Source organism: Arthrobacter oryzae, from assembly GCF_031454875.1.
Taxonomy (GTDB): Bacteria; Actinomycetota; Actinomycetes; order Actinomycetales; family Micrococcaceae; genus Arthrobacter; species Arthrobacter oryzae_D.
Window position 1 is genome coordinate 56,179 of the sequence record NZ_JAVDRQ010000001.1, and the last position, 26,584, is coordinate 82,762.

Genomic DNA, 26,584 nt, shown 5'->3' on the forward strand with positions numbered 1-26,584 from the left:
ACGGGGACTCCTCCCCATCGCTGCCCCCGGGCAAAGCCGTTAGGCTGGCCGTGGACTTCAACCAAGGGGAAAAAGTGGCGGGGAATTTCTACGGTGCAGACGTTGCACAGCTGCGCCGGCTCGCAAAAAATCTGGCGAGCAGTGCCGGCCGGCTGGACCAGCTGGGACAGCAACTGGGCAGCTCCATCGCCTCCAGCTCCTGGAAAGGCAATGACGCCGAGCGCTTCCGCAGCGACTGGAACGGCATTCACGCCAAGGCGCTCAGGGCTGCCGCCAGCGGCATCCGACAGGCTTCAAAGGCACTGCTGCAGAACGCGGAGCAGCAGGACCGGGCCAGCACAGGGTCAGCCGGCGGCGGCAGCGGCGGTCCGGGTAGCAGCGGCAACGCTCCGACTGACGGCGCGGCCGGGGAACTGACGGACCGGCTTAATGGCATGACCGCTGCAGAACGCGCGGCTTACCTGAACAGCGACGAATTCAAACAGTGGGCGCTGGACCACCCGGACGCCGCGAAGGCCGCCCTGGACGCCGCCGCCGACTCCGGGCTGATCGACAAGAATTCTCCGGAGTATTCGGATTTCCTCACCGACTACTGGAACCAGCAGGCCATGCAGGACATGGGCATCGACCCGGCCGACTGGGATACATCCAAGGGCACGGAGTACAACTGGGAGACCATCAAGAAGGTCTACGACTTCTACGGCCAGGCCTACCTGTCCAACCCGGACCTCCAATGGGCCGGGATGGCCAACATGATCGGCCCTTCGTTCGCCGGCGGGTTCAAGGACATGGCCGTGATGCGGGACCTTGCCCAGCAGATCGCGGACAACCCGGCGTCGGACATACCGCTGCCGGTGTTGGACCAGATTGAGCAGCTGGCCGGCATGACGGACCAGGAGATCAAGTTCTACGAAACCAGCATGCTGGACATGAACAAGGAAATCTTCCTGGACCAGGCCCGGCAGCATCAGGCCTATATGAACGGCGGCCTGGACGAAATCAACCGGCTCCGCGACTCCGGTGCCATCGATCCCGCCACCGCAGAGTCCTGGGCGCAGATCGACTCAGGTGACCCGGCGCAGGTGCGGGAAGGCAACACGTCGCTCCTCTACCGTGAACAGAACGAAATCATCGCCGACGACTATGACAACATGCGCAGCCACCCCGGCGGGGAGGCGGTGACCTACATGGTGACCCTGGCAGGAGAGCCGTCCATACCAGGAGCCAAGAGCTACCCGGAGGTGTTCCCGTACGAGTTCAGCGTGGAAAGCCCCGGACCGGAAAACGTGCCGTTCACGAACTGGGACAACCCCACCCAGTTCCGCACCGATTTCACCACGGGCTTCCCGGACGGCAACATCGCCAATGCCGATCAGCGCTGGGCGCTCATCCAGCAGGACACGCTGCCGGCGTACCAGAACCTGCTGGCCACCGATCCGGCGCGGGCCGAGCAGATCATCGCCTCCGATTTCAACGACCGCGTGGACCAGTACCGGCCCACAAACAATATTCCGGGCATCATGGACCGCTTCGTCTCCGGGTTTGACGCGGAGGTGCACCAGTGACGTCCGCGCGGCGATTCCGGCGGCAGGCCGCCGTCGTCCTCCTTGCCCTCACCGGTAGCCTCGCCCTGGCGGGCTGCCAGATCCGCGGCACCACCACCGAACCAACCTCACAAGGGAGCACCATGAGCAGCTCGGAATTCTCCACACTCGACGCCGCGGGGGTGGACCAGATCCGCGCCACCAGGACTGCCCGGCTGGACATGAGTTCGGGGTCGCTGATGAAGGCGGATGTTCGGGTTACCGAGGACAGCTACGGCCCGGAGATCAACACCCGCGACTCGGGCAAGATCACGCTGACGATTGCCGCACCTACCGGCGAAATTACCGGAGAAACCGATCGGATCCGCTTCAACACCACCGACAGGCGGCCGGACTTCAGCGAAGTGACCTACTTCCTCACCGCCGACTCGGCGGACGAGTATTTTGGGCTCATCCGGGACGGCGTGCAGCGGTATGGAATCAACGGTGCCTCCGCCGAACGGTGGATTGCCTCCACGGAAGCGGACCCCGCCAAAAAGAGCGACTTCTCCATCACCTCCGGCACGTCGACGGGGCTGGACGTGAACTACGATCTCCGGTACGACGGCGGCAAGGACACCCAGGTGATCATCGTCCACGTTCGCCCGGCAGCGTAGGCGGAAGGCATGGGGACCGCTGCGAACAGAATGGCAGCGCTGATGGCCGCGCTGTTCCTCAGCGGCTGCACGTGGGTCCCGTCCCCGGTCAAGGACCCGATAGTCGTCAACGGCAACTCGCAGTTCACCGAAAGCGGCATCGAGGCGATGAAAGCAAGCCGGACGGTCAGCTTCGATTTCACGTCGCCGCCAATGGATATGTCCGCCCTCGGGTTTGCCGAAGGGTCGGACGGAGCACTGGTCGCAACGGACACAGACCAGCGGATGAAGGTCAGCATGACGACGCCCAACGGTGTGGTCGAGATGGAGACGGACACCATCCGGGTTCGTCCCGGCGCGGACAATATTGTGGATCACATCGACATCTTCATCAACTACCCTGACGCCCAGGACGCCAATCAGGAAATCCGGCGCGCTTCAGATGAGCTCGGCACGGTCCTGCTTCAGGACGCCGAACCAATTGGGGCTGACTTCACGGACGGCTCAGGCAAGGAACAGTGGTATCCGGGCATGGGCAACAAGACTGGAACGGTATTTTCCGCCGAGATCCTTTCCAACCACGACACCGGTCGGATGACTTTCATCTACTCCGCGCACCTCGCAGGGAAGTACTACACGCCGGATGCCAAGGCCGGTATCGCTTCGACGGGCAAGCCCTAAGCAGGACTGACGGAACCCTGGCAGCCTAGACCGGCGGCCCGGCATTCGATTTCAGATTCTTCATGACCAGGGTTGACGTTAGCCGCTCCACACCTGGCAGCGAGGTGAGCTCGGCGTCGTAGAAGCGCTGGTACGCGGGCAGGTCCTCGGCGATGACCTTCAGCAGGTAGTCCGGCGAGCCGAACAGCCGTTGCGCCTCGACGATATTGGGATTGTCAGCCACACGGTTCTCGAAGATCTCCATGGTGGGCCGGTCCACCTGCCGCAGGGTGACAAAAACGATCGCCTCGAATCCGAGCCCGACGGCGGACGGGTCGATGTCCGCCCGGTATCCCCTGATGACCCCCGAGGACTCCAGATCCCGCAGCCTCCGATGGCACGGCGCCACCGTCAATCCCACCTTTGCGGCAAGCGCGGTGGCGGTCATTCGGCCATCCTCTTTGAGATGTCGCAAAATATTCCTGTCGATATGGTCAATCACGCAAATATCTTACCCAGTTGACGCGTTTTCTGAGTAAATCAGGGAACACTTATGCGCGTATTTTTCCTAGAGTTTCTCTTATCAGAACACCGTAGGAGGCCGCCTTGAATCCCCAGTTATTCCTTGCATTCCTGGTGGTTGCAGGCGCCCTGGCCTGCACGCCTGGCGTGGACTGGGCCTATTCCATTGCGGCGGGCCTGAAACAGCGAAGCTTCGTCCCTGCCGTGGCTGGCCTGTGCAGCGGCTACGTTCTGCACACGGCACTCATGGTGGCCGGGCTGGCTGCCCTGCTCGCCGGCCTTCCGGGTGTTCTCGGCTGGCTAACTGTCGCCGGCGCGGCTTACCTGCTGTGGCTGGGCTTCGGCACCATCCGTTCGTGGCGCGGCGCCACTTTCAGCGCCGGGCCGGCTTCTGCCGAGGGCACGGCGGGAGGTTCGACGGCGGGAGGTTCGACGGCGGGAGGCCCGGCTTCGATCTCTGCCGCACCGGCCGAGTCCACCCAGTTCCGCAGCTTCCTCCAAGGCGTGGGCACGAGCGGGATCAACCCCAAGGGGCTGCTGTTCTTCGTGGCCCTGGTTCCGCAGTTCGTCAGCCCGGAAGCCGCCCTGCCCGTCCCGGTGCAGTCCGGGCTGCTGGGCCTGACGTTCGTCCTGCTGGCAGGCGCCGTGTACACCTGCGTGGCGCTGCTCTCCCGGAAGCTGCTCCACTCGCGGCCCGGGGCTGCCCGGCGGGTGACCCTCACCAGCGGGATCATCATGATGGCATTGGGGACGGTGCTGCTGTCCGAGCAGCTGATTCCCGTGGTGGCCGGGCTCGCATGACAGTAACTTCCGGCCGGCGCCTCTGAGTGTCTTTCAGAGCGTCCGTTCCATGAACCACTCGGTGAAGGCGGAGGCACGCCCGTCCGGCCCGAGCCGGACTACCCAGAGGTTCTCGTAACTGGGCCGGTCCCCCAGATACGTCGTCCGCCCCTGGACGAAATGCAGGTCGCCGTCCGAGCCAAGCGGCGACCACTCAAAGGTCCACTCATCGGGCTCATCCGCTGCGGTCAGCCAGCGTTCCACGATCTGCCCGTGTCCGCGCCATGCATCCGGGTCGTAGGGCCGGGTGGCATAGACCGCGTCCTCGGTGAACAGCGCCCGGATATCCTCCGGCTCATTGGTGGTCCACGCCGTGATGTACTTTTCCATCCACTGCCTGATTGCATCGCTCATTGGTCCGTTGTACCGCGGCCCGCCAGCGCCCACAAGGGATTATTCCCGGTCCAGCTGCTTCCATTCCTGTTCCCAGAGCCTGCGCTCTTCCACGTCTTTGCGGATCACCTCGAAAGTTTCGAGTTCCGCCGGGCGCCCACGCAGCCAGTCGCGCGGATTGAGGGATTTTCGACCGTTGTCCAAAATCAGCAGGGCACGGTCGGTCAGAGCGTCGTTCCTCAGGGCAAGGTCGGTCTTCCGGCGCCGAAGCACCTCCTTCAGCGCCTGCTGCGCGGACGTGTGGGCACCAAGCTTGCGGAGCGAACGCGCCCTGATCAGCAGCAGCGCGGCAGAGAGGTCATCGGCGTTCAGCAGCCCTTCGGTCCAGACCACCACCTCCTTGTCCCGGCCGAGCGCGTGCGCCAGCGAGCACCGCGCAAGCGCGGCAGGCAGTGACGGTGGCAGCGAGGAAACCGTCTGCAGCGCCGCTTCAAGGTGGCCCGTCTCCCGCAGCGAGTGCGAAAGTGCCAGGAACACCGCTTCCTCGCTGAACAGCACCGGCACCTCGATGCGCTCGGCAACTTCGACCCTGGTGACCACCCGCATCAGGTAGCCGGAGGCGAACTGGTTGGCGTCGTCGTCGTTCCTGATAGTGAGGCCCCGCTGCAGCAGCTCGGCCGCGCGCAGGTAGCCGCCCTGCTTGTAGGCGAGCAACCCGGCCATCACGTAGCAAAGCCCGGCCCAGCCCGGATAGTCACGGCCCGTGGCGATCAGGCGGTTGGGCTCGGTGTTGTGGAAGATCGCGTCATAGACAGCCTTGGCGGGTTTCCCGGGAAGCCGCTTGAGCCTCGGGATGGGGCCGTCCACGCTCAGGAGCGCGCCGCCCCGGCCGCCCAGGGCGCTGTGCAGGATCCCGCCGACGCCGTCGGCGATGTCGCGCACCGGCGTGCGGACCAGCGCATTGCCGAACGGGGTGAGGTCCCGGTTGTCGCGATAGATCGGTCCTGAGGTCTGTCCGGCGCTCATGCTTCCATGCTAGTGGTGCCCGCCCGGCAGCAGCTGGAAGGGCTAGCTGGCTGCGGCCACCCAGACGCCGATCACCCAGGTGCTGGCGGCAAGGCAGGCCAGGCCGAACTCCACCAGCATGCCCAGGCCGGTGGCCTTCAGGGCCGCCCAGCTGGTGGTCATGGCAGTCCGGAAATCTCGCGTGCGGTGGGATTCGCTGAGCAGCAGTCCGGCGGCGAACCCTACAAAGAGCCCCACCACCGGGATAAGGAACATGCCCACGACGCCCAAGACCAGCCCCGCCACCACGCTGCGGCTGGGGATCCGGTGTTCCCTGAGCTTGCGTCCCGTGAGCACCGCGCTGGCGGCCATTCCGGCCAGCACGAACGCCATGCCCACACCGAATACCACCCAGCCTGCGGTCCCGGCGCCGCCCCAGATGGCCCAGGCCAGCAGGCTGAGGCCAATGAGGATACTGCCGGGGAGCACGGGAATGACGGTGCCGGCCACGCCCACCAGGATGGCCAGGCCGCAGAGGACGGTCACGAGGATCTCGGGGTTCATGCCCCTCAGTCTAGGGTTTCTCCAAGACGACTTTGATTTCAGGACAGCGGCGTAAAACAACGACGGCGGCGCCTCCCCAGCACGGGAGGCGCCGCCGTCGAACTTCCTGGCGGAGAAACTCCGCAGTTACTCCGCTTCGACCGCTGCTGCCACGGCGGCGGAAACAGCCGGTGCGACGCGCGGGTCCAAGGGGCTGGGCACGATGTAGTCGGCGGACAGCTCCGGCTCGGCCAGCTCAGCAATGGCACGGGCGGCGGCAAGCTTCATGGCGGGCGTGATCCGGCGGGCACCGGCATCCAGCGCGCCACGGAAGATTCCCGGGAAGGCGAGCACATTGTTGATCTGGTTGGGGAAATCGCTGCGTCCCGTGGCCACAACGGCGGCGTAGCGGGATGCGACCTCCGGCAGGACTTCGGGGTCCGGGTTGGACAGGGCGAACACGATGGAGCTGTGGTTCATGAGCTTCAGGTGCTCCTCGGCCAGCTGCGAGGAGGAGACGCCGATGAACACGTCCGCGCCGAGCAGTGCCTCGCCGGGGCCGCCGCTGATGCCGCGCGGGTTGCTGCGCTGCGCCATCTGCGCCTTCTTGCTGGCGGGATCGGCGGCGATGTCCGCACGCTCCTTGTTGATGACGCCGCGGGAGTCGAGCAGGACAACGTCCTGGATGCCTGCGGTCAGCAGGATTTCGGCGACGGCGATGCCAGCGGCACCCGCACCGGAGACAACCACGCGGAGCCCTTCGAGCTCGCGGCCGGTCACCTTGGCAGCACCGGTCAGCGCGGCCAGGACCACAACGGCGGTGCCGTGCTGGTCGTCATGCATGACCGGGCAGTCCAGCGCCTCGATGAGCTTTTCCTCGAGCTCGAAGCAGCGCGGAGCGGAGATGTCCTCGAGGTTCACGGCGCCGAAGCTGGGGCGCAGGCGGACCAGGGTCTCGATAATTTCGTCCACGTCAGTGGTGTTGAGCACCAGCGGGATGGAGTCGAGGTCGCCGAAGGACTTGAACAGGGCGGACTTGCCTTCCATGACCGGCAGGGAGGCGCTGGGGCCGATGTTGCCGAGGCCCAGCACGGCGGTGCCGTCACTGACCACAACTACCAGGCGCTGGGCCCAGGTGAGGGTCTTGGCGAGTTCGGGTTCGGCGTGGATTGCCCGGCTGACCTGGGCAACACCCGGAGTGTAGGCAATGGACAGATCGCGCTTGCTGGCGAGCGGGACCGTGCTGGCGATGGACAGCTTGCCGCCCTGGTGGGCTTCGAAGATCTCCTGGTCCGTCAGCACGGTTGACGGCTCGGCGGAAGCGGTACCGGCGGAAAGGCTGTCAGCGGCAGTGATGGTTTCAATGGACACGTCGTTGTCTCCTGGGGCTAGCCGTGGGCGCACGGCACAATGAAGCTCAAGCACATAGGAGGCTCAAGATGGACTGGCGGGAAATTCTGCGGTCCAAGGGATGGCGGGACCGCGATGAAGCTCCTGCGAAGTACGGGCTGCTAACCACTCCGGTCCTGCAATGGTAAACAGTCGCGCGCCGGCCGAATGGACGGTGGGCCGACCACCCGCCGTGATAAAACGTTTATTCGCCAATCGAAGTGATTCAGATCACACAAAAGGTTCCTCAAAAGCCCCTTGGTGGTCTAGACCGGTTACTCGGTTCGCTGCTAACACCGGGTGAGGAGCGAACAGGCTTTCTTCAGGTCTTCTTCGGCCTCAAAGAGCGATAGCCGGCGGCAGCGGACTGCCTGGACCAGGCCGGAAACGGTCAGCAACAGCACGCGGGACTTGGCGGCGTCGCCGCTTGCCACTGTGACGGCCTGCTCGGCGATGACGTCGATCTCCCGGAGAAGGACGGTGGTGTCCTTGTCCTTCGCGTAAACGCTTTGGCTCAGGCACTGCTCCACGGCCGGCTGCATAAGGCGCATGTGGAAAATTTCCATCACCACTCCGGCCAGCGAATGCGTTGTCCCTGATTCCGGCCAGCTTCCCACCTGCAGCTCGCCCAGCTGTTTCCGGTACAGCCCCAGCATGAGGTGGGTGGCGGAAGGAAAGTACCGGTACAGGGTTCCCAGCGGGACATTGGCTTTGGCGGACACTTCGGACAGGCTTACCGAATCAAGCCCCTTGCGGGCGAATCCGGCGGCGGCATCGAGGATCCGGGCATAGCGGATCTGCTGCCTGGGCAGGGTCGGCGGGGCGGCCATGGGCGGAAGTTCCGAATTGAGTTCGAGCATCAGCAGCGTTCCGGGAGTGGGTTTCGTACAGCGGTCAGGCGATCCCCATCACAGCACTGCCGCAGCAATTCGAGTCCACTATACGGCACCCTTCTTGAGCCAATCCGTGGGCCGGTAACTCAAAACGATGTGCTCCCGGACGCGGCCGGGCGTGCCGCGTTAGGCCACACCCTTGATCTTCACCACGAACACGGCGCCCAGCAGGCCGATGACCGCGGCAGCGGAAAACAGTGCAACATAGCCGCCGAAATACTGGATGGCCAGGTAGGCGAGCGTCGGGGCAAACACCTGCGGCAGGGAGGCGGCCACGTTGATGACGCCCATGTCCTTGCCCCGGTCCGCGGCCTGCGGCAGGACCTGCGTCAGCAGGGCAAAATCCACCGCCAGGTAGGCGCCGAAGCCGATCCCCAGCACGGCAGCGCCGGCCAGTGCACCGGGCCAGACAGGGAAGAAGGCCATGATGAGTCCTGCCATGGCGATGGCTACGGATGACCCGATCACGAAGGGCTTGCGCTTGCCTACCCGGTCGCTCCACGGTCCGGCCAGCACGGCGGTGATAATCACCAGGACTGCGTAGATGCCGGTAAGGACCAGCACGCCCACGGCCGGGTTCTCGTGGCCGATGCTGTCACGGAGAAAGAAAAGCAGGTAAACGATGGTCAGCTGGTTGCCCACGTTCATCAGGAAGCGCGTAAGCCAGGCCCAGGCAAAGTCCGGGTGCCGTGCCGGGCTGATCCAGAAACCCCGGGCGAAGGCCTTCAGCTGGAACGGCGGGCGTGCGGACAGTGGCAGCACAGGATCGTTCCGGTGGAACAGGTACGGCAAAACTGACAGCACGAGGGCCGCGGCACAGAGCCAGTACCCCACCATGTAGTTCCCGGAGACCACCGCACCAAAGACGGCGCCCAGAAGGATGCCAACAGTCTGGCCCATGGCGGCCAACCCGCCAACGGTGGCGCGCTGGGGCACCGGAACGCGGTCCGGAACGGCTGCCGTGATGGCGGCGTACGCGGCGTTCGCGCCGAGCTGGACCAGGCACCAGAACAGCAGCATCATGGCAACGGTCGTGGCTCCGGACATCGCCAGCAGCGCCGCCGCCGCGAGGATGGCTCCGGCCAGGATCCACGGGGCACGCCGGCCAAAGCCGGAGACCGTGCGGTCGGACAGGGCGCCGAAGAGCGGATTGGCCACCAGTGAAACCGCAGCGCCGCAGCCGGTGACGAGCGAAAAGATCGCTTCCTTGCTGGGCGCATCGATGCTGATGGCCTGCTGGCCAATGAAGATGTTGATGGGCCCGAAGAAGGCGGCATTGATGCCGACGTTGACCAGGACCAGGCCGGTGACCCAGCGCGCGGTGACCTTCCGCTCCGGTTCAGCGAGCGCCGCCGTCGAGCCACCCCCGGAGGACGCGGCAACGGCGGAAGGGTCTGGGACGTGCCCCGGCAGGTCGGACAGGCTCATTGCGGCTCCCCCATGAACTGATGGTCGGTGTGGTTTCAGACTATCGTGAGCAGCACGGCCCGTACCCGGGTTGTCCACACCCATTTCGAGGAGGACCAATGACTGATTCCCCCGCAAGCACGCCGGAAACCCCGGACGCCTCTCCCACGGCTGCCAGCCGCAGCATCAATACGGCCGATTTGTACGACGAACGCGGTGAGGAACTGGATTCCTTCGCGCTCCAGTTCCAGTCCCTGGGCGGGCTCACACACTTCAGCGGCCCGGTGCGCACCATCAGGTGCTTCGAGGACAATGCGCTGGTCAAGTCCACGTTGGGAACCCCGGGCGGCGGCGCCGTGCTGGTGGTCGACGGTGCCGGGTCCGTGCGGACCGCCCTGATGGGGGACATGATCGCCGCGAGCGCCGTCGCGAACGGCTGGGCCGGCGTCGTGATCAACGGCGCAGTCCGGGACCGCGAGGTCCTGGCCGACCTGCCGCTCGGCGTGAAGGCGCTGGGCAGCAATCCGCGCAAGAGCGCGAAGGAGGGTGCCGGCGAGACGGACGTGGATCTGGAGATCGACGGCGTCACGGTGCGGCCCGGAGCCATGATCTGGTGCGATCCGGACGGGATCCTGGTGGAGCGCAGAGGTTAATTCTTCGTTTCGCAGGGTTTTGGCCGGAGCAAGGGAACAAATCGCAAAGTAAGATAGTTACTGAAAGCAACTATCAAGCTTAATTCCCTTTTCTTCGTAATGGAGCAGTCATGTCCAAAACCGCCGCCGGGCCCGTAGCCGGGGACGTCCTGACGAAGCGTCAGACCATCACAGTGATGGTGGGTCTCATGCTCGGCATGTTCCTGTCCTCGCTGGACCAGACCATCGTGTCCACGTCGATCTACACCATTGCCAACGACCTGGACGGGCTCTCGCTGCAGGCCTGGGCCACCACGGCGTACCTCATCACCTCCACGGTGAGCACCCCGCTGTACGGCAAGCTCAGTGACATCTTCGGGCGCCGCCCGCTTTACCTGGCCGCCATCGTGATCTTCCTGGCGGGCTCCCTGTACGCGGGATCAGTGCACTCCATGACCGAACTGGCCATCGCGCGCGGCATCCAAGGCATGGGCGCCGGCGGCCTGCTGGCCCTTGCGCTGACTATCATCGGCGACATTGTGGCCCTGAAGGACCGGGCCAAGTTCCAGGGCTACTTCATGTCCGTCTTCGGGATCTCCTCGGTGCTGGGCCCGGTGGTGGGCGGCGCCTTCGCCGGCTCGGCGAACATCCTGGGCTTCGACGGCTGGCGCTGGGTGTTCTTCATCAACCTGCCCATCGGCCTGGCTGCCCTGGCTGTTGTTTTCCTCTACCTGCACCTGCCCGCCAAGCACGTGAAGCAGAAGATCGACTACTGGGGCGCGGCCGCCATCACGCTGGCCATCGTTCCGCTGCTCCTGGTGGCCGAGCAGGGCCGCAGCTGGGGCTGGACCTCCGCGGCGTCCCTCCTGTGCATCGGCCTGGGCGTCGTGGGCATCATCGCGTTCCTGCTGGCCGAGAAGCACGCCGGCGACTACGCCCTGATCCCCCTCCGGCTCTTCCGGAACCTCACCTTCGGCCTGTCCTCGCTGCTGAACTTCATCATCGGCATCGGCATGTTCGGCGCCATCGCCATGCTCCCGATGTACCTCCAGCTGGTCAAGGGACTCACCCCCACCGAGGCCGGCCTGATGATGATCACTTTCACGGTGGGCATCCTCACCGGTTCCGTCACCGCCGGACGGACCATCTCGGCATCGGGCACGTACCGGATCTTCCCGATTATGGGCACGGCCGTGCTGACCGCCGCCGCCACGGTGATGGGCTTCTCGCTGGGCGTGGACACCGGGCTCTGGGTTCCGGGCGTCATTGCCGTGTTCTTCGGCCTGGGCCTGGGCTTCTGCATGCAGCCGCTCACGCTGGCCATGCAGGTTTCGGTTCCGCCGAAGGACATGGGCGTAGGTACCTCCTCCGCCGCGTTCTTCCGGTCCATGGGCGGCGCCGTGGGCACCGCCGTCTTCATCTCCCTGCTCTTCAGCATGGCGGCGGACCGCATCGCCACGGGCATGAAGGAGGCCATGCAGAACGCTGAGTACCTGCAGGTGCTCAAGGACCCCGCTGTGGCCGCCGACCCCGCCAACGCCAAGCTCTACGAGTTCTTCCGGAACGGCGCCACCAACGATTCCCTCAACGACACCAGCTGGCTGCACACGGCAAACCCTGTGCTCACCCGGCCCATCACCGAGGGCTTCGCGCAGTCGATCGACGCCGTGATGCTCACCGCGGCCGTGCTCACCGGCATCGCCTTCCTGATCAGCTTCGCGTTGCCGAACAAGAAGCTGACGGACCCGAAGGCCGCTTCAAAAGAAGCGGTGGCGGCTCACTAGCCCACTCGTTCGCGCACACGTCACGGCAGGCAGTCTTTTGGACTGCCTGCCGTTTCTGTTCCTCGGATTCCCGGGCTCCGCCCCGCCTTGGGCGGCAAAAGCCTGCGCTGCGTGACGGCCCGCAGCGTCCAGCACAGCAGTACGACGGCGGGACGTCCCGCCGTCGTCGTCCTCCGTCCCAAGTGGAACCTCACAGCGTGAAGTGGCACACTGTTTAGCGCGTGTGCGCCGGCCAGCAGGGCCGGTTCCGTGGTCAACGATGTCCGCACAGCTAAAAAACCAACGCAGAAAAAATCCCGAGGGAGATCCATGTCCACATCCAGCACCGAAGGCCGCCCCGGCGTTCCCCGCAAGGTGATCGGCCTCGCAATCGCGGGAGCGGTGGGCGGGTTCCTCTTCGGCTTCGATTCCTCCGTTGTCAACGGCGCGGTGGACGCCATCAAGGACGAGTTCGCCCTGAGCGAGGCCGTCACCGGCTTCGCCGTGGCCGTCGCGCTCCTGGGCTGCGCGGCCGGCGCCTACCTGGCAGGCAAGGTGGCCGACAAGTATGGCCGCATTCCCGCCATGAAGCTCGGCGCCATACTGTTCCTCGTCAGTGCGCTCGGCACCGGCTTCGCGTTCGGCGTCTGGGACCTGATCTTCTGGCGCCTGGTGGGCGGCCTCGGCATCGGCCTGGCCTCGGTAATTGCCCCTGCGTATATCTCGGAGATTTCGCCGCGCCACGTGCGCGGCCGGCTCGCGTCGCTCCAGCAGCTCGCCATCACCACAGGCATCTTCGCCGCCCTTCTTTCCGACGCCCTGTTCGCCACCTCGGCCGGCGGTGCGGACCAGGCGCTCTGGCTCGGCATCGAAGCCTGGCGCTGGATGTTCCTTGCCGGGGCCGTACCCGCCGTCGTCTACGGTTGGATCGCCTACACCCTGCCCGAATCGCCGCGCTTCCTGGTCTTCAGGGGCAAGGAAGTCGAGGCGCGCAAGGTGTTCGAAACCATCGCGCCGTCCGAGGACACTGACCGCCACATCCGCGAGATCCAGTCCGCGATCGAGGAGGACAAGCTGGCCGGCCAGAAGGGTTCGCTCCGCGGCAAGGTCTTTGGCCTGCAGGCCGTGGTGTGGATTGGCATCACACTGTCCGTGCTGCAGCAGTTCGTGGGCATCAACGTGATCTTCTACTACTCCACCACGCTGTGGAAAGCCGTCGGCTTCCAGGAGAAGGACTCGCTCACCATCTCCGTGGCCACCTCCGTCACCAACATCCTGGTCACGCTCGTGGCCATCGCCCTGGTGGACCGCATCGGCCGGCGTCCCATCCTGCTGGCCGGCTCCATCGGCATGGCCGTTTCGCTCGGTGCCATGGCCCTGGCCTTCGCCTCGGCCACCGGATCCGGTGAGGAAATCTCGCTGCCCGGCGCCTGGGGTCCGGTTGCCCTGGTGGCCGCCAACGTCTTCGTGATCAGCTTCGGCGCCTCCTGGGGACCGCTGGTGTGGGTGCTCCTGGGCGAGATCTTCCCGTCCCGGATCCGTGCCCGCGCCCTGGGCCTGGCGGCGGCTGCCCAGTGGATCGCCAACTTCGCCATCACCCTGAGCTTCCCCGTCATGGCGGCAGGCTCGCTGCCGCTGACGTACGCCATGTACGCGCTGTTCGCGGCGGCGTCGTTCTTCTTTGTGATGTTCAAGGTGCCGGAAACCAACGGCATGTCACTGGAACAGGCGGAGACGCTCTTCGTGCCGAAGGGGACCGTCAAGGTCTAAGCGTCCGGCGCCCCGCGCCCCGTTTCCCGTGCTGGGCGCTCTGCGCTCTGCGCGAGCGGACAGGTAAGGCCCATGTTCATGACGAGCATGGGCCTTATCTGCACCCGCAGGCTGTCCCGGGTTACGGCTCGCCAGGCGACAGAGGGTGAGTTTCTGAGAGAGCGTCGGCCAAAAACCGGCTGAAGTGAGAGAGCGTCCTAAGCCTTGACTTCCGCCTTGGCCTCCTCCATAAGAGCCGCGACAGCCTCGAAGAGCGGATGTCCGGCGGTCAGGCCGGTCACCTTCTCGGTGGCCTCCGCAGCCGTGGACGTTGCCACGATCTGCGCCAGCTCGGCCGCTTCGGCATCCGCAGGATCGTTGAAGCGCAGGGCGGCCGCAATGGCTCCCAGCAGCGCTTCAGGCACGATTCCACGTTCGGCCAGCTCGGCGGCCGGGCCGATGAACCGCTCATGCCGGCTGAGCTTCCGCAGCGGTGCCCGGCCCACGCGGTTCACAGTGTCCGGCAGGTGCGGATTGGTGAAGCGGCCCAGGATCTTCTCGACATAGGCTTCCTGCTCCTCGCGGTTGAAGCCGTGCTTGTGGATCAGCAGTTCCTTGGTCTCGTCCAGGACGGCGCGCACGTCCGCGGCAACGTCCTGATCGGCCATGGCCTCCGAGATCTTGCCGAGGCCGGCTTCAAACCCGAAGTAGGCCGCCGAGGCATGCCCGGTGTTCACCGTGAAGAGCTTCCGTTCGATGTAGGGCTCCAGGTTGTCCACGAAGGTCGCCCCCGGAATGACCGGCGCAGCATCACCAAAGGGCGTGCGGTCGATGACCCACTCATAGAAGGTCTCCACGGTGACGTCCAGGCCCTTGCCCGGCTCCTGGTTGGGGACGATCCGGTCCACGGCCGTGTTCGCGAACACGGCCGCGGCGCCGAGGTCGCCGGCCGCGGAGTCCCACTGGGCCGCCACTTCGTCCCGCAGGATGTCCGTGGCGTTGATGGCGTTCTCGCACGCCATCACCTGGAGGGGTGCCAGCCCGGCAGCCCTCGCGGCGATGCCCTTGGCGATCACCGGCGCCACGAACTTCAGGATATGCGGCCCCACGGCGGTGGTGACGACGTCCGCCGTCGCGATTTCCGCCACGACGTCTGCCTCCTGGGTGCCGGAGTTCAGCGCCCGGAAGTTGTCCACGGTCCGGACTGTGGGGTTCTCCCCCACTTCGTGGACGTCGTAGCTGTCCGCGGCGGCGAGCTGTGAGATCAGATCTTCGGCGACGTCGGCAAACACGAGCTCGTAGCCTGCCTGGTGCAGCAGCAGTCCCACAAAGCCGCGGCCGATGTTCCCGGCCCCAAAATGAACAGCCTTCACTATGCGTTGACCTTCCCAAACAGTTCCAGTACTTCGTCTACCGTGGTGGCTGCCTCGAGCTGGGCCACCTGTGCCTTGTTGGTGAAGACCTTCGCGATGGAGGAGAGGATGTGCAGGTGCTCGTTGTTGATGCCTGCGACGCCCACCACGAACTTGACCTCCTTGCCGTTCCAGTCGATGCCGTTCGGGTAACGGATCACGGACACGGCGGACTTCATGATGTGGTCCTTGGCGGCGTTGGTGCCGTGCGGGATGGCCAGGAAGCTGCCCATGTACGTGGACACGGATTCCTCGCGTTCGTGCATGGCGTCGATGTAGCCGCTGTCCACGGCGCCGCGGTCCAGCAGCAGCCGGCCCGCTTCGTCGATGGCCGCATCACGGGTGGTCGCCGTGCCGTTGAGGATGACGCTGTCAGCCACCAGGATGTCCGACGGCGGGACGGCCTCAGCAGGTGCCGCGGCGGCGGGCGCCGCAGCTGCGGACGTACCGGCGTCGGCGGCTCCGGCGGAGTTGCTGTGCTGGACCAGTTCCACGACCTCGTCGTACCGCGGGCTGTTCATAAAGTTATCCACGGAGACATGCACGGCGCTCGATGTGGCCGGCTTGGCCCGTTCGGTGAGGTCCTGGTGCGTGATCACAACGTCATAGGTATCCGTAAGGTTCGCGATGGACGCATTGGTGACGTTGACCTCCGGGAAGCCGGCGGCCTTGATCTTGTTGCGCAGCACGGACGCGCCCATTGCACTGGAACCCATGCCGGCGTCGCATGCGAACACGATGTTCCTGATGGGGCCGGCCATCACGGCAGTGCCACCGGCACCCACCAGGGCGGAGGAGACGGAGCTCTTCTTGCCCTTCATGGCTTCCATCCTGGAGGTGGCGGCACTGAGGCTGTCCTCCTCGGTTTCACCCACCGGGGTCTTGCTGGCCTTGAGGATGACCGAAGCGATCAGGAAGGAGACAGCCGTGGCGAGCAGGACCGAAAGGATCACCCCGAAGTAGCTGTCACGGGCTGTCTGGGCGACCACCGCAATGATGGATCCCGGGGCAGCCGGCGCCACGAGGCCGGAGTTGGTGAGGGCCAGGGTCGCGATCCCGGTCATGCCACCGCCAATCGCGGCGAGGATGAGGATCGGCTTCATCAGCACGTAGGGGAAATAGATCTCGTGGATGCCGCCGAAGAAGTGGATAATGGCTGCGCCGGGCGCCGATGCCTTGGCCAGGCCCTTGCCGAAGAACATGTAGGCGAGCAGGATACCGAGGCCGGGGCCGGGGTTGGCTTCAAGCAGGAACAGGATGGACTTGCCCTGCTCTAGCGACTGCTGGATGCCGAGTGGCGTCAGCACGCCGTGGTTGATGGCGTTGTTGAGGAACAGCACCTTGGCCGGTTCGATGAAGATGCTGGTCAGCGGCAGCAGTCCGTTGCTGACCAGGAACTGGACCACGTTGCCCGCGGCCGTGCTGAAGGCCGTGACCAGCGGCGAGATGCCGTAGAAGCCCAGCATGGCCAGGAGTGCACCCCAGATACCGGCGGAGAAATTGTTCACCAGCATCTCAAAGCCGGGGCGGATCTTGCCGTGCCAGATGGCGTCGAGCTTCTTCATGGTCCAGCCGCCGAGGGGACCCATGATCATGGCGCCAATGAACATCGGAATGCCTGCACCGACAATCACGCCCATGGTGCCGATGGCACCAACGACGCCGCCGCGGACGTCGTGCACCATCTTGCCGCCGGTGTAGCCAATCAGGAGAGGCAGCAGGTAGGTGATCATGGGGCCGACGAGCCCAACGTTCGGTGCGCCCTCGGCGTTGGTGCCGAAGCCGCCCAGCGCCGGGACCGGGATCCAGCCCTTTTCAATGAAGAGCGCGGTAATGAGGCCCCAGGCGATAAAGGCCCCGATGTTGGGCATGATCATGCCGGACAGGAACGTCCCGAACTTCTGGACGCCAACCCGCAGGCTAGTGCGGGGTTTTGCAACTGTCTCTGTTGCCATGTGATTTCCTAACCGTGATTCCTGCTGCACCGCAGGTTGGTCCGATATTTTCGACGACTAGCTGGTGGAACTGTTGGAGATCCGGTGGAGCCATTCGAGAAAGAGCTTGAGTTCCGAGCTGGAGAGCTGGTCCGAGTGCGACGCCTGGAGCGCGGCGTTCAGGGCGATCGCTGCCACCACCACCGATGACTTTCCGGAGTCTTCGGGAGTGCCGCTGGCCTGGTCCGCGGACACCGCGAAAATCATGGCGTCCCGGGTCATGGTGGAAAGTTCAAGGTTCCGTTCGGCCGCAGTCTCGGCAATGAGCATGAGCGTTACACCCACGTTCGCCGCCAGGATGCTCCTGGCTGCCTCACGCGGCTGGACGTTCAGCTGCCCTGCTACCGCAGCTTTGTTCAGCATTTCCTCCATGAGAGCCTCGGCATCGGCGACGATGGCCGGCCGGCTCTCCGGGCGAATGTTGCCAAACATTACCAAGTACAGTTCCGGCTGATTGAGCCCGAACTGGACGTGGTTATCCCACATCCGGCGGATGTCTTCCAACGGATGTCCGGAAGGGGCGAAGTCGCGTTCACCGGCCACGTACTCTTCGAAACCTGCCGCGACAACCGCGTCGAACAGCCCTTCCTTGTCACCGAAGTGGTGATAAAGCGTGGGCGCTGTGACCCCTGCCAACTGTGTGATCTGGCGGGTGGAAACGGCCGCTCCCCCGGAATTGGCCAGCAACTCGGCTGCTGCTCGGAGCAGCCGTGTTTTAGGCGGAAGCTGGCCATCGAAACTCATAACCGCTACCCTAGCACCTATAGCAACGCTATATGAAGTGCATCACATACAATTTTTTCAGGCACCGCAAAACATCGTCGGACGTAGCAGTCGCGGCGATCTGGGCAATCGCCCAGGCAACGAATGGCGGGGCCTGCTTACCGGCAGAGAATGAGGACCTTCAGTGCAGAACTTCCCAGGAGTAGGCGTCAGCCCCGGCCGCATCATCGGCACCGTCCGCCAAATGCCCAAACCGATCAGTGAACCCCCCGCAGGCGAGCAGCTGGCCGCCGGCGTCACGCCCGAGGATGCAACGGCAGCACTCAAGGCAGCCTCACAGGCTGTCCACGACGAACTGAAGGGCCGCGCCGCGCACGCCACCGGAGACGGCAAGGCTGTCCTGGAAGCCACGGCGCTGATGGCCAAGGACACCATGCTGATCAAGGGCGCGGCCAAGCTCGTGGCCCGCGGCCTCTCCAGCGAGCGCGCCATCTGGGAGTCCGGCTCCTCAGTTTCCGAGATGCTTCACAACCTGGGCGGCTACATGGCCGAACGCGCCACCGACGTCCTGGACGTCCGCGCCCGGATCGTGGCGGAACTTCGCGGCGTCGCTGCCCCCGGCATCCCCTCTTCCAGCACGCCTTTTGTGCTGGTAGCCGAGGACCTCGCGCCGGCCGACACGGCCACCCTGGACCCGAACAAGGTGCTTGCCCTGGTGACAGCAGGCGGCGGCCCGCAGTCCCACACCGCCATCATTGCGCGTTCGCTGGGCCTGCCGGCCGTGGTGGCCGCGGTGGGAGTGGACGAACTTCCGGACGGCACGGAAGTCTATGTGGACGGCGCCGCAGGCACCATCACGTCCGATCCCGACGATTCACTGCGTGCCGCAGCGGACGCCTGGGCGGCCACGGCTTCCCTGCTGGCTGAGTTCAGCGGCACGGGCACGACGGCGGACGGTCACCTGGTGCCCCTGCTCGCCAACGTTGGCGGCGGCAAGGACGCCGAGGCGGCCGCCAAGCTGGGCGCCCAGGGCGTGGGTCTGTTCCGCACCGAATTCTGCTTCCTGGAGCGGGACTCCGAGCCCACCGTGGAGGAACAGGCTGCGGCCTACAAGAGCGTTTTCGATGCTTTCCCCGGGAAGAAGGTGGTTCTGCGCACCCTCGACGCCGGCGCCGACAAGCCCCTTCCGTTCCTGACCGACTCCACGGAGCCCAACCCGGCCCTGGGCGTCCGCGGCTACCGCACGGACTTCACCACGCCCGGCGTCCTGGACCGCCAGCTGGAAGCCATCGCCCTGGCCGAGAAGCAGTCCGAAGCGGACGTGTGGGTCATGGCTCCGATGATCTCCACGGCGGAAGAAGCGGCCCGTTTCGCCTCCATGTGCGCCGACGCCGGCATCAAGACCCCCGGCGTGATGGTGGAGGTGCCGTCCGCGGCGCTCACCGCCGAGGCCATCCTGCGCGAAGTGGGGTTCGCCAGCCTGGGCACTAACGACCTGACGCAGTACGCCATGGCAGCCGACCGGCAGCTCGGCCCGCTGGCGGCGCTCAACACCCCGTGGCAGCCGGCCGTGCTCCGCCTCGTGGGCCTCACCGTCGAAGGGTCCCGGGCTGAAGGCCACAACAAGCCGGTTGGCGTCTGCGGCGAGGCAGCGGCGGACCCGGCCCTCGCCGTCGTGCTCACCGGGCTGGGCGTTACCACCCTGTCCATGACCGCACGCTCGCTCGCTGCCGTGGCAGCGGTGCTCAAGACCGTCACGCTGGCTGAAGCGCAGCAGCTGGCAAAGCTGGCCCTGTCCGCGCCGAGCGCCACCGAGGCCCGGGCCTGGGTTCGCGAAAAGCTGCCCGTGCTCGACGAACTCGGCCTCTAAGCGCCGCAGCCCACCGATCAAACCATCACCAGGAGAAGTAATGCCCGAACGTACCGCAACCATCGCCAGCCGCTCCGGCCTCCACGCCCGGCCCGCCGCACTGTTCGCCGAAGCGGCAGGAGATGCCGGCGTTGACGTCACCATTTCCATGCAGGGGGAACCGGCGGACGAAGCGCTCGACGCCGCGAGCATCCTTTCGCTTATGACGCTGGGGGCGGCCAAGGGAGACGTCGTAGTGCTGCGGGCAGACGGTGACGGCGCCGATGAGGCGCTGGACGCTTTGGTCAAGCTCCTGGAGACGGACCTCGACGCCGAGTAGCGGCCCAGGGCGCCGGTCAGCAGCGGTGTCGCGGATCGACGGTTGAACGGCGCGCGGGGACGCTAGGATTTCCGCATGGCATTGATTGCTCCCCGCGTGACGGCCGGGCTCCCCGGCGACGAAGCCCTGAAACTGAAACATGCGCTCAACGGCAGCCACGACATCACGGTGTTCGTGGACGGCACGGTGCACCGGCTGCCGCCCCAGGCGCGGGACGCCGTCGTGGACCTCCTGAGCCGGTTCAGCCGCGGCGAAGCGGTGACCGTCAGCAGCGTTGAGGAAGTCCTCACCACTTCCCAGGCCGCGGAACTCGCCGGGATCTCGCACACGTACCTTCGCAATATGACGGATCGCGGCGAAATCCCGGTGGAATACCGCGGCACGCACCGGCGAATCCGGCTGGCAGCCATCATGGAATGGCTGGAGACGCAAAAGAAAAGCAAGGCCCCCGACGCCGGCGACTCGCGGGTTTGATTTAGCGTGGGTACACCATTTGTGAAGCAGTGATAAGGATCAAGCAACGATCCCCTGTAACCGCCAAAAGCCCGCAAAGGCCGGGGTTACCCTTTATTTGTGGGTAAATTCAGAGGGTGGCACATCGTGGCGGGGTTCGCCGCCATGCTGCTCACTGCCGCCCTCGGAACGGCCATGGGCCTGAACAACACTGCCGCGTTCATGGCCAGCTGCGTGGCGTTTGTGGCCGTCTCCAAAGGCATGGAAAGCCATCTCGCCCGGCGTCGCCGGGAAGCTGCCACCCGCCTTCCCGGATCAGGCCGCGGGGCACCGCCCAGCGCCCTTGACGCAGACCAGTCAGAACGGGACGGCAGGGCCTGAAGGCCTGCGACCCGACTTTCTGCTCCGTGGATTGCCATTGACACGGATGGAACCACGTCAGCAGAATTGTTAGCGATAACACATTGCCGACCCGTTGGTCCGGCGCGAAAGGGATGCCATGCGCACTGAGATCAGCGAAATGACCGGATTGAACGGCCGCCCCGGCCACACCGAAACCGTTGCCATCGCAACCGGCAGCTCCACGGAAGCAGGCGGCACCGCGCCGGAACTGAACTGGGCCGGGAATTACCGCTATGCGGCGGCTGCGATCCACCGCCCCCGCACGCTCGAGGAAGTCCAGGACGTGGTGGCGGGCGCCTCAAAAATCCGCGCACTCGGCTCCCGGCACTCCTTCAACGCAATCGCCGACTCCCCCGGGTCGCTGATCTCGCTGGAAAATTTGGACCCCGGTATCCGCATCGACGCGGCCGCGCGGACCGTCACGGTCTCCGGCGGAACCCGTTACGGAACACTCGCGGAAAAGCTGGAATCCAACGGCTTTGCGCTGCCCAACCTGGCCTCCCTCCCACACATCTCCGTTGCGGGCGCCATCGCCACCGCAACCCACGGTTCCGGGGATGCCAATGGAAACCTGGCGACCTCCGTCGCCGGGCTGGAACTTGTGGCAGCGGACGGTACCGTCCACCACCTCGGCCGGGGCAGCTCGCCCGACTTTGACGGCGCCGTCGTCGGCCTCGGCGCACTGGGCGTCGTCACCAAGGTAACCCTGGACATCGAACCCACGTTCGCGGTGCGGCAGGACGTCTTTGAAGCGCTCCCCTGGCAGACAGTGCTGGAGAATTTCGACGCCGCCACCTCCAGCGCCTACAGCGTCAGCCTGTTTACGGACTGGAGCGGCGATGCCGTGGCGCAGTCCTGGCTGAAGAGCCGCGTTCCGGGCGCGGGCGGCGGCGCGGCCGCCTGGGCCGGTGACACGCACTTCGGCGGCACACGGGCCACCGTCGCACGGCATCCGCTGCCCGGCGTCTCCGCCGAGAACTGCACTGAGCAGCTCGGTGTCCCCGGACCGTGGTCCGAGCGCCTGGCACACTTCCGGATGGCGTTTACGCCCAGCAGCGGCGACGAGCTCCAGAGCGAATTCTTCGTCCGCCGCGAACACGCCGTGGCGGCCATTTCGGAGCTGCGGGCCCTCTCGCCCCGCATCACCCCGCTGCTGCACGTTTCAGAAATCCGCACCGTGGCCGCGGACCAGCTATGGCTCAGCACGGCCTACGGCCAGGATTCAGTGGGGTTCCACTTCACCTGGAAGCAGCTGCAGCCGGAAGTGGAGGAGCTTCTCCCCGTAATGGAGGAGGCGCTGGCACCGTTCAGCGCCCGGCCGCACTGGGGCAAGCTGTTCCATGCGGACGCCGCCTCCGTAGCCGCTCTGTACCCGCGCTTTGCCGACTTCAAAGACCTCGCGGAGCGGATGGACCCGGAGCACAAATTCCGCAACGACTTCCTGGCGCGGAAGGTGTTCGGCGAGTAGACAGGTGTGTGGGCTCGGCTAGATCCGCGGCCGGCCGGACCAGCGACGGGCCTTGAGCGCGGCGTGGAGTTCCAGCCGGACCATGCCCTTGAGCGGATCCACCCCGAGCACCTGCCGGATGCGGCCCAGCCTGTTGTAGATGCTGCTCCGATGCAGGTGCAGCTTGGTGGCGACGTCCTGGACCGAACCGTCATTGTCGTAGAGGAGTTCCAGCACGGGCAGCAGCTCGCCGTTCCGGTCGTGGTCCTCCAGGATGCGCGAGTACACGGATCCGGCGTCGGCCCAGGCACCTGCGCCGCCTCCGGCCGAGGCCAGCAGCTGGTACATGCCGGTCGCCCTGCAGTCCACGAGCTCGCCCAGCTGGGGGTCCACTGCGGCAGCCTGGGCGGCCTGCTTTGACTGCCGGTAGGCGTCCGCGAGTTCGCGCGGCTTGGCGAACCCCTCACTCGTCCCCAGGATGATCCGGTGAACCGGACGCCCTGACCGTTTGGCGAGCTCCAGCTGGTAATGCACCAGAACCTGCGCATGGGCCGCACGGCCAACAGACTCCCGGAACAGGATGACGGCGTGTGTTTCCGTGCCCGCGCTGAAGAGCGCCGCATCCACGCCGATGGTGGCCTGCAGGGCGGATGAGCGGTGAATCAGCGTGGACGCGATGGGATCGGAGCCCTCCGCCCAGCCGTCGGCGTCAAGCACGGTCACGAGCTGCCACGGTCCGCGCCCCTGGACTTCCTTCCAGCCGGCCACGGCGGCCACCGCGTTGGCCTCGCCACCGCAGGCGCTCAGGAACTCCTGTTCCCTGCGGCGCCGGAATTCCGACTCGGCCGTGTTCGATTCAAGGAGCAGCCCGGACAGCAGCTCGAGTTCGTCCCGGACGCCGGGCAGCTGGGTGAGGATGGCCGTCGCACTTTGGTCCTCAATGTCCTGCTGCACCCACAGGTAGCCGACGCGGAAACCGCGGACCAGCAGCGGCACGCAGACTCGTCCCAGCATGCCCAGCTCCTCGTTGGCGGGGACGACGACGGGCCGCACCGCCGTCGCGATGCCGTGCGACAGCTGCCACGCCTTCACGTCCACCGGCACGCGTTTGCTGAGGAGGAAGTTCACCCGGACCCGGTCCGCGTGCGACTGGTTGGAGCTGTAGGCAAGCAAAACCCCGTCGAGATCCTCGAGAGACAGTCCCCGGCCGAGCTTCAGTGCTACCTGCTCAACGAGCTGTTCCACATCCTGCTGGTGCATGGTTGCCACCTTACTGCCCGGCGCCGCCGGATCGTGAACGGACACCAGGCGACACCTGACGCTTCACGGCTCGACAGATGTCGAACCAGGAAAACCAAAAACCCCGGAAACACGCGGAACCTGCCCCTGCCTGACCGGGCCCATCCTGTCAGGTACCTCACATGCGGATTTATTCTGGAAGTACAGATTACCCGCACGTCCGGCCCACAAAGCCCCCAACGATGGAGCCAAAAATGATCATCGGTGTCCCCAAAGAGATCAAGAACAACGAATTCCGCGTCGCCATCACCGCTGCCGGCGTTCACGAGTTCCGCACCCACGGCCACACTGTCCTGGTCGAACGCGGCGCCGGCCTGGGTTCGGGCATCACGGACGAGGAATACGCCATCGCAGGCGCCGAGATCGTCGCCGACGCTGACGAGGTCTGGGCCCGCGCCGACATGGTCATGAAGGTCAAGGAACCCATCGCCGCGGAATACCACCGCTTCCGCAAGGGCCTGATCCTCTTCACCTACCTCCACCTCGCCGCCGAGCCCGAGCTCACCCGCGAGCTCATCAACTCCGGCGTCACCGCCATCGCCTATGAAACCGTCCAGGAAGGCCGCACCCTTCCCCTGCTGGCTCCGATGTCCGAGGTTGCCGGACGCCTCTCCGTCCAGGTCGGCGCCACCTCCCTGATGGCCCCCGCCGGCGGCAAAGGCGTGCTCCTCGGCGGCGTCCCCGGCGTCCGCCCGGCCAAGGTGGTTGTCCTGGGTGCCGGTGTTGCCGGCACCAACGCCGCCGCCATGGCCCTGGGCCTGGGCGCCGACGTCACCATCCTTGACATCAACATCAACCGCCTGCGCGAACTCGACGCCCAGTACCAGGGCCGCCTGAAGACCGTCGCGTCCAACAAGTACGAGATCGAAAAGTCCGTGGTGGACGCGGACCTGGTCATCGGCTCCGTGCTGATCCCGGGGGCCAAGGCACCCAAGCTGGTCACCAACGAGCTCGTCTCCCGGATGAAGCCCGGCTCCGTCCTCGTCGACATCGCCGTGGACCAGGGCGGCTGCTTCGAAGACACCCGCCCCACCACGCACCAGGAACCCACGTACAAGGTGCACAACACCATCTTCTACTGCGTGGCCAACATGCCCGGCGCCGTCCCCAACACGTCCACGTACGCACTCACCAACGTGACCCTGCGCTACGGCGTGGCCCTGGCCAACCTCGGCGTGAAGGCCGCGTTCGAGAAGGACCCAGCCCTCGCGGCCGGCCTCAACATCGCTGCCGGACACGTGGCACACCACTCCGTCTCCGAAGCGCACGACCTGCCCCTCGTAGCGGACTGGCACGAACTGGTCTCGGCGTAACTCGTGACCTAACGCCTGAACGGCGTCCATCCCCGCGTGCTGCTCCTTCGTCGCAGGGCCCACGCCAGAAGGGTTCCCTGGCCGAGCTTGCGAGGCTAGGGTGCTGGTGGGGAGCACGCTTCCGGATGGACGCCGTTCAGGCGTTAACAGGGTTATGCCTCGCCAGTTCGCGTGCTTTTTCTATTAATTTGAGGACTTCGACCGGGCCTGCCGGGTCTACTGGGAGCGGGAGCTGCGAGGCTGCTCCGCCGTCGTTGATCTTGTCTGCCAGGATCCGGTAGAACTCAGGGTAGGCGCCGCGTTCGGTGGGCAGGCGGTCCAGGTGGCCGTCCCGGCCCAGGAGGCCGGCCCAGTCCTTGTCCTCAACGCCGTACTCGGCGTCGAGCGGGCTGCCGCCGGCCACGATGTACGGCTCCTGCGGGTCGATTCCGTGCTTGGTGTAGCCGCCCGCTGATCCGAGGAGCCGGTAGCGGGGCCCCTGCTGGGCGCAGAGCATGTTCATCCACAGGTGACTTACCACGCCCGACTCATGCCGCAGGGCCACGAACACGTCATCATCGGTTTTTTCTCCGTGCCGCCGGGCCAGGAGTTCCGCATGCGTCACGACGGCAGGTCCGAAGAGCTGCAGCGCCTGGTCCACCAAGTGCGTCCCGAGGTCGAACAGGACGCCGCCGCCCTCATCCGCCGTGGCGTCCGCCTTCCAGGCCTTGGAGACTTCCGGAGCCCAGCGTTCGAACCGCGACTCGAACCGGGTCACAGCGCCCAGGGCGCTGCTTGCCACCAGGCCCTTTACCGTGAGGTAGTCACCGTCCCAGCGACGGTTCTGGAATACCGTGAGCACGCGGCCCAGCCGCGCCGCAAGGTCCATCAATTCCCGGCCCTCGGCGCTCCGCACCGCAAACGGCTTATCCACGACGACGTCGAGACCCGCCTTCAGGGCGGCCTTCGCCAGCGGATAGTGGGTGGCCGGCGGCGTCCCGAGGACTACGAGGTCAAGGTCTCCGGCGAGCGCCAGGATGTCATCGGGGGTGTCAACAAGCTTCGCACCTGGGTGGCTGCCGGCCGCTTCGGCCTGCCTCCCGGCGTCGGACGTCGAAATCACGTCCAGGGAGTACGCCGGGTTGGCGGCGATCAGCGGCGCGTGAAACACGCGGCCGGACAATCCATAACCGGCTACTGCCGTGCGGATCCCGGGCTTAGTTGTTGCGGCGCTGGGGTTTGCTTCTGTGCTCATGGACCTACGCTACCCCCGGACGCTCTCTCACTTCCTGCAGATGGCGGCCCAACGCTCTCTCACCTCATGCGCCGCATCGCGCAGGAAGGGAGAGAGGATCGTCCAAAATCAGGCAACTAGTGAGAGAGGGTCGCCAAAAAAGCGGCGAGAAGTGAGAGAGGGTCGGCAGCTGAGCCGGGGATGGCGAAGGCCGGCGCCCCCGT

At 65.7% G+C, this 26,584-nt stretch carries 25 protein-coding genes; 13 read left to right on the plus strand and 12 right to left on the minus strand.

Annotation, left to right across the window (positions count from 1 at the left end):
- Positions 1-74 precede the first annotated feature (74 nt).
- From J2805_RS00280 to J2805_RS00290, 3 genes are read left to right on the plus strand one after another with little or no spacing between them, the layout of a single operon-like run.
- A complete protein-coding gene (locus tag J2805_RS00280; protein ID WP_463675093.1) occupies positions 75-1,565 on the plus strand; it encodes a WXG100 family type VII secretion target in 1,491 nt (496 codons plus the stop codon).
- Positions 1,562-2,200 (plus strand): hypothetical protein, encoded by a 639-nt coding sequence (locus tag J2805_RS00285; protein ID WP_309967435.1) that lies wholly within the window; start codon positions 1,562-1,564, stop codon positions 2,198-2,200. Before J2805_RS00280 ends, J2805_RS00285 begins: the two co-directional genes overlap by 4 nt.
- Positions 2,201-2,209: 9 nt before the next feature.
- A complete protein-coding gene (locus tag J2805_RS00290; RefSeq protein ID WP_309967437.1) occupies positions 2,210-2,860 on the plus strand; it encodes a hypothetical protein in 651 nt (216 codons plus the stop codon).
- 25 nt (positions 2,861-2,885) lie between these two features.
- Here the strand turns inward: J2805_RS00290 and J2805_RS00295 are convergent, their stop codons facing one another.
- Positions 2,886-3,341, minus strand: a complete 456-nt coding sequence (locus tag J2805_RS00295; RefSeq protein ID WP_309967440.1) for an Lrp/AsnC family transcriptional regulator — start codon at positions 3,339-3,341, stop codon at positions 2,886-2,888.
- A gap of 104 nt (positions 3,342-3,445) precedes the next feature.
- On the opposite strand from J2805_RS00295, the gene J2805_RS00300 reads away from it, so the two are divergent.
- Positions 3,446-4,162, plus strand: a complete 717-nt coding sequence (locus J2805_RS00300; protein WP_309967443.1) for a LysE family translocator — start codon at positions 3,446-3,448, stop codon at positions 4,160-4,162.
- A gap of 33 nt (positions 4,163-4,195) precedes the next feature.
- On the opposite strand, the gene J2805_RS00305 is transcribed toward J2805_RS00300, so the two are convergent.
- From J2805_RS00305 to J2805_RS00330, 6 genes are all read right to left on the minus strand, one after another.
- On the minus strand, positions 4,196-4,555 hold the full coding sequence (locus J2805_RS00305; protein ID WP_309967446.1) for a YybH family protein: 360 nt from the start codon (positions 4,553-4,555) through the stop codon (positions 4,196-4,198).
- Positions 4,556-4,594: 39 nt separating this feature from the next.
- Positions 4,595-5,560 carry a hypothetical protein gene (locus J2805_RS00310; RefSeq protein WP_309967450.1) on the minus strand — a complete coding sequence of 322 codons (966 nt, stop codon included), beginning with the start codon at positions 5,558-5,560 and terminating at the stop codon, positions 4,595-4,597.
- Positions 5,561-5,602: 42 nt separating this feature from the next.
- Positions 5,603-6,103, minus strand: coding sequence for a DUF456 domain-containing protein (locus J2805_RS00315; RefSeq protein WP_309967453.1), 501 nt, complete (start codon positions 6,101-6,103; stop codon positions 5,603-5,605).
- A 126-nt stretch (positions 6,104-6,229) separates the two neighbouring features.
- Complete coding sequence (locus J2805_RS00320; protein WP_309967456.1) at positions 6,230-7,453, minus strand: NAD(P)-dependent malic enzyme; 1,224 nt, start codon at positions 7,451-7,453, stop codon at positions 6,230-6,232.
- A gap of 308 nt (positions 7,454-7,761) precedes the next feature.
- Positions 7,762-8,331 (minus strand): TetR/AcrR family transcriptional regulator, encoded by a 570-nt coding sequence (locus J2805_RS00325; protein WP_309967459.1) that lies wholly within the window; start codon positions 8,329-8,331, stop codon positions 7,762-7,764.
- A gap of 159 nt (positions 8,332-8,490) precedes the next feature.
- Positions 8,491-9,792, minus strand: coding sequence for an MFS transporter (locus J2805_RS00330; protein ID WP_309967461.1), 1,302 nt, complete (start codon positions 9,790-9,792; stop codon positions 8,491-8,493).
- Positions 9,793-9,890: 98 nt separating this feature from the next.
- On the opposite strand from J2805_RS00330, the gene rraA reads away from it, so the two are divergent.
- The 3 genes from rraA to J2805_RS00345 all read left to right on the plus strand — a co-directional run bounded on the left by rraA (position 9,891) and on the right by J2805_RS00345 (position 13,936).
- Positions 9,891-10,424 carry a ribonuclease E activity regulator RraA gene (gene rraA, locus J2805_RS00335; RefSeq protein ID WP_309967463.1) on the plus strand — a complete coding sequence of 178 codons (534 nt, stop codon included), beginning with the start codon at positions 9,891-9,893 and terminating at the stop codon, positions 10,422-10,424.
- A gap of 110 nt (positions 10,425-10,534) precedes the next feature.
- On the plus strand, positions 10,535-12,187 hold the full coding sequence (locus J2805_RS00340; RefSeq protein ID WP_309967466.1) for an MDR family MFS transporter: 1,653 nt from the start codon (positions 10,535-10,537) through the stop codon (positions 12,185-12,187).
- Positions 12,188-12,496: 309 nt separating this feature from the next.
- On the plus strand, positions 12,497-13,936 hold the full coding sequence (locus tag J2805_RS00345) for a sugar porter family MFS transporter (protein WP_309967469.1): 1,440 nt from the start codon (positions 12,497-12,499) through the stop codon (positions 13,934-13,936).
- Between the two features lie 197 nt (positions 13,937-14,133).
- Here the strand turns inward: J2805_RS00345 and J2805_RS00350 are convergent, their stop codons facing one another.
- The 3 genes from J2805_RS00350 to J2805_RS00360 are packed head-to-tail and all read right to left on the minus strand — an operon-like array spanning position 14,134 to position 18,065.
- A complete protein-coding gene (locus J2805_RS00350; RefSeq protein ID WP_309967472.1) occupies positions 14,134-15,288 on the minus strand; it encodes a mannitol-1-phosphate 5-dehydrogenase in 1,155 nt (384 codons plus the stop codon).
- Entirely contained in the window at positions 15,288-17,282 is a 1,995-nt protein-coding gene (locus J2805_RS00355; RefSeq protein ID WP_309967477.1) for a PTS mannitol transporter subunit IICBA, read from the minus strand. The genes J2805_RS00350 and J2805_RS00355 overlap by 1 nt, the downstream gene beginning before the upstream one ends.
- Positions 17,283-17,339: 57 nt before the next feature.
- Entirely contained in the window at positions 17,340-18,065 is a 726-nt protein-coding gene (locus J2805_RS00360; protein WP_309967480.1) for a TetR/AcrR family transcriptional regulator, read from the minus strand.
- Between the two features lie 163 nt (positions 18,066-18,228).
- On the opposite strand from J2805_RS00360, the gene ptsP reads away from it, so the two are divergent.
- From ptsP to J2805_RS00385, 5 genes are all read left to right on the plus strand, one after another.
- Positions 18,229-19,914, plus strand: a complete 1,686-nt coding sequence (ptsP, locus tag J2805_RS00365) for a phosphoenolpyruvate--protein phosphotransferase (protein WP_309967483.1) — start codon at positions 18,229-18,231, stop codon at positions 19,912-19,914.
- Positions 19,915-19,954: 40 nt separating this feature from the next.
- Positions 19,955-20,233: an HPr family phosphocarrier protein gene (locus J2805_RS00370; protein ID WP_309967486.1), complete on the plus strand. Its 279-nt coding sequence runs from the start codon at positions 19,955-19,957 to the stop codon at positions 20,231-20,233.
- Positions 20,234-20,308: 75 nt separating this feature from the next.
- On the plus strand, positions 20,309-20,707 hold the full coding sequence (locus J2805_RS00375) for a helix-turn-helix domain-containing protein (RefSeq protein WP_309967489.1): 399 nt from the start codon (positions 20,309-20,311) through the stop codon (positions 20,705-20,707).
- Between the two features lie 99 nt (positions 20,708-20,806).
- Positions 20,807-21,067, plus strand: coding sequence for a hypothetical protein (locus tag J2805_RS00380; RefSeq protein WP_309967492.1), 261 nt, complete (start codon positions 20,807-20,809; stop codon positions 21,065-21,067).
- Positions 21,068-21,185: 118 nt separating this feature from the next.
- A complete protein-coding gene (locus J2805_RS00385) occupies positions 21,186-22,556 on the plus strand; it encodes an FAD-binding protein (protein WP_309967496.1) in 1,371 nt (456 codons plus the stop codon).
- Positions 22,557-22,574: 18 nt separating this feature from the next.
- On the opposite strand, the gene J2805_RS00390 is transcribed toward J2805_RS00385, so the two are convergent.
- Positions 22,575-23,795 carry a PucR family transcriptional regulator gene (locus tag J2805_RS00390; RefSeq protein WP_309967498.1) on the minus strand — a complete coding sequence of 407 codons (1,221 nt, stop codon included), beginning with the start codon at positions 23,793-23,795 and terminating at the stop codon, positions 22,575-22,577.
- Positions 23,796-24,028: 233 nt separating this feature from the next.
- On the opposite strand from J2805_RS00390, the gene ald reads away from it, so the two are divergent.
- Positions 24,029-25,147 carry an alanine dehydrogenase gene (gene ald / locus J2805_RS00395; RefSeq protein WP_309967501.1) on the plus strand — a complete coding sequence of 373 codons (1,119 nt, stop codon included), beginning with the start codon at positions 24,029-24,031 and terminating at the stop codon, positions 25,145-25,147.
- Positions 25,148-25,283: 136 nt separating this feature from the next.
- Here ald and J2805_RS00400 read toward each other — a convergent pair whose 3' ends face one another.
- On the minus strand, positions 25,284-26,381 hold the full coding sequence (locus J2805_RS00400) for a Gfo/Idh/MocA family protein (protein WP_309967504.1): 1,098 nt from the start codon (positions 26,379-26,381) through the stop codon (positions 25,284-25,286).
- Positions 26,382-26,584: the final 203 nt, after the last annotated feature.

Bases quoted from the DNA above. Each gene is read 5' to 3' on its own strand.
- ald (WP_309967501.1), top strand. From the start codon at position 24,029: ATGATCATCGGTGTCCCCAAAGAGATCAAGAACAACGAATTCCGCGTC.
- J2805_RS00340 (WP_309967466.1), top strand. From the start codon at position 10,535: ATGTCCAAAACCGCCGCCGGGCCCGTAGCCGGGGACGTCCTGACGAAG.
- J2805_RS00345 (WP_309967469.1), top strand. From the start codon at position 12,497: ATGTCCACATCCAGCACCGAAGGCCGCCCCGGCGTTCCCCGCAAGGTG.
- rraA (WP_309967463.1), top strand. From the start codon at position 9,891: ATGACTGATTCCCCCGCAAGCACGCCGGAAACCCCGGACGCCTCTCCC.
- J2805_RS00400 (WP_309967504.1), bottom strand. From the start codon at position 26,381: ATGAGCACAGAAGCAAACCCCAGCGCCGCAACAACTAAGCCCGGGATC.
- J2805_RS00310 (WP_309967450.1), bottom strand. From the start codon at position 5,560: ATGAGCGCCGGACAGACCTCAGGACCGATCTATCGCGACAACCGGGAC.
- J2805_RS00330 (WP_309967461.1), bottom strand. From the start codon at position 9,792: ATGAGCCTGTCCGACCTGCCGGGGCACGTCCCAGACCCTTCCGCCGTT.
- J2805_RS00370 (WP_309967486.1), top strand. From the start codon at position 19,955: ATGCCCGAACGTACCGCAACCATCGCCAGCCGCTCCGGCCTCCACGCC.
- J2805_RS00375 (WP_309967489.1), top strand. From the start codon at position 20,309: ATGGCATTGATTGCTCCCCGCGTGACGGCCGGGCTCCCCGGCGACGAA.
- J2805_RS00305 (WP_309967446.1), bottom strand. From the start codon at position 4,555: ATGAGCGATGCAATCAGGCAGTGGATGGAAAAGTACATCACGGCGTGG.
- J2805_RS00355 (WP_309967477.1), bottom strand. From the start codon at position 17,282: ATGGCAACAGAGACAGTTGCAAAACCCCGCACTAGCCTGCGGGTTGGC.
- J2805_RS00390 (WP_309967498.1), bottom strand. From the start codon at position 23,795: ATGCACCAGCAGGATGTGGAACAGCTCGTTGAGCAGGTAGCACTGAAG.
- J2805_RS00360 (WP_309967480.1), bottom strand. From the start codon at position 18,065: ATGAGTTTCGATGGCCAGCTTCCGCCTAAAACACGGCTGCTCCGAGCA.
- J2805_RS00385 (WP_309967496.1), top strand. From the start codon at position 21,186: ATGCGCACTGAGATCAGCGAAATGACCGGATTGAACGGCCGCCCCGGC.
- J2805_RS00290 (WP_309967437.1), top strand. From the start codon at position 2,210: ATGGGGACCGCTGCGAACAGAATGGCAGCGCTGATGGCCGCGCTGTTC.
- J2805_RS00325 (WP_309967459.1), bottom strand. From the start codon at position 8,331: ATGCTCGAACTCAATTCGGAACTTCCGCCCATGGCCGCCCCGCCGACC.
- J2805_RS00315 (WP_309967453.1), bottom strand. From the start codon at position 6,103: ATGAACCCCGAGATCCTCGTGACCGTCCTCTGCGGCCTGGCCATCCTG.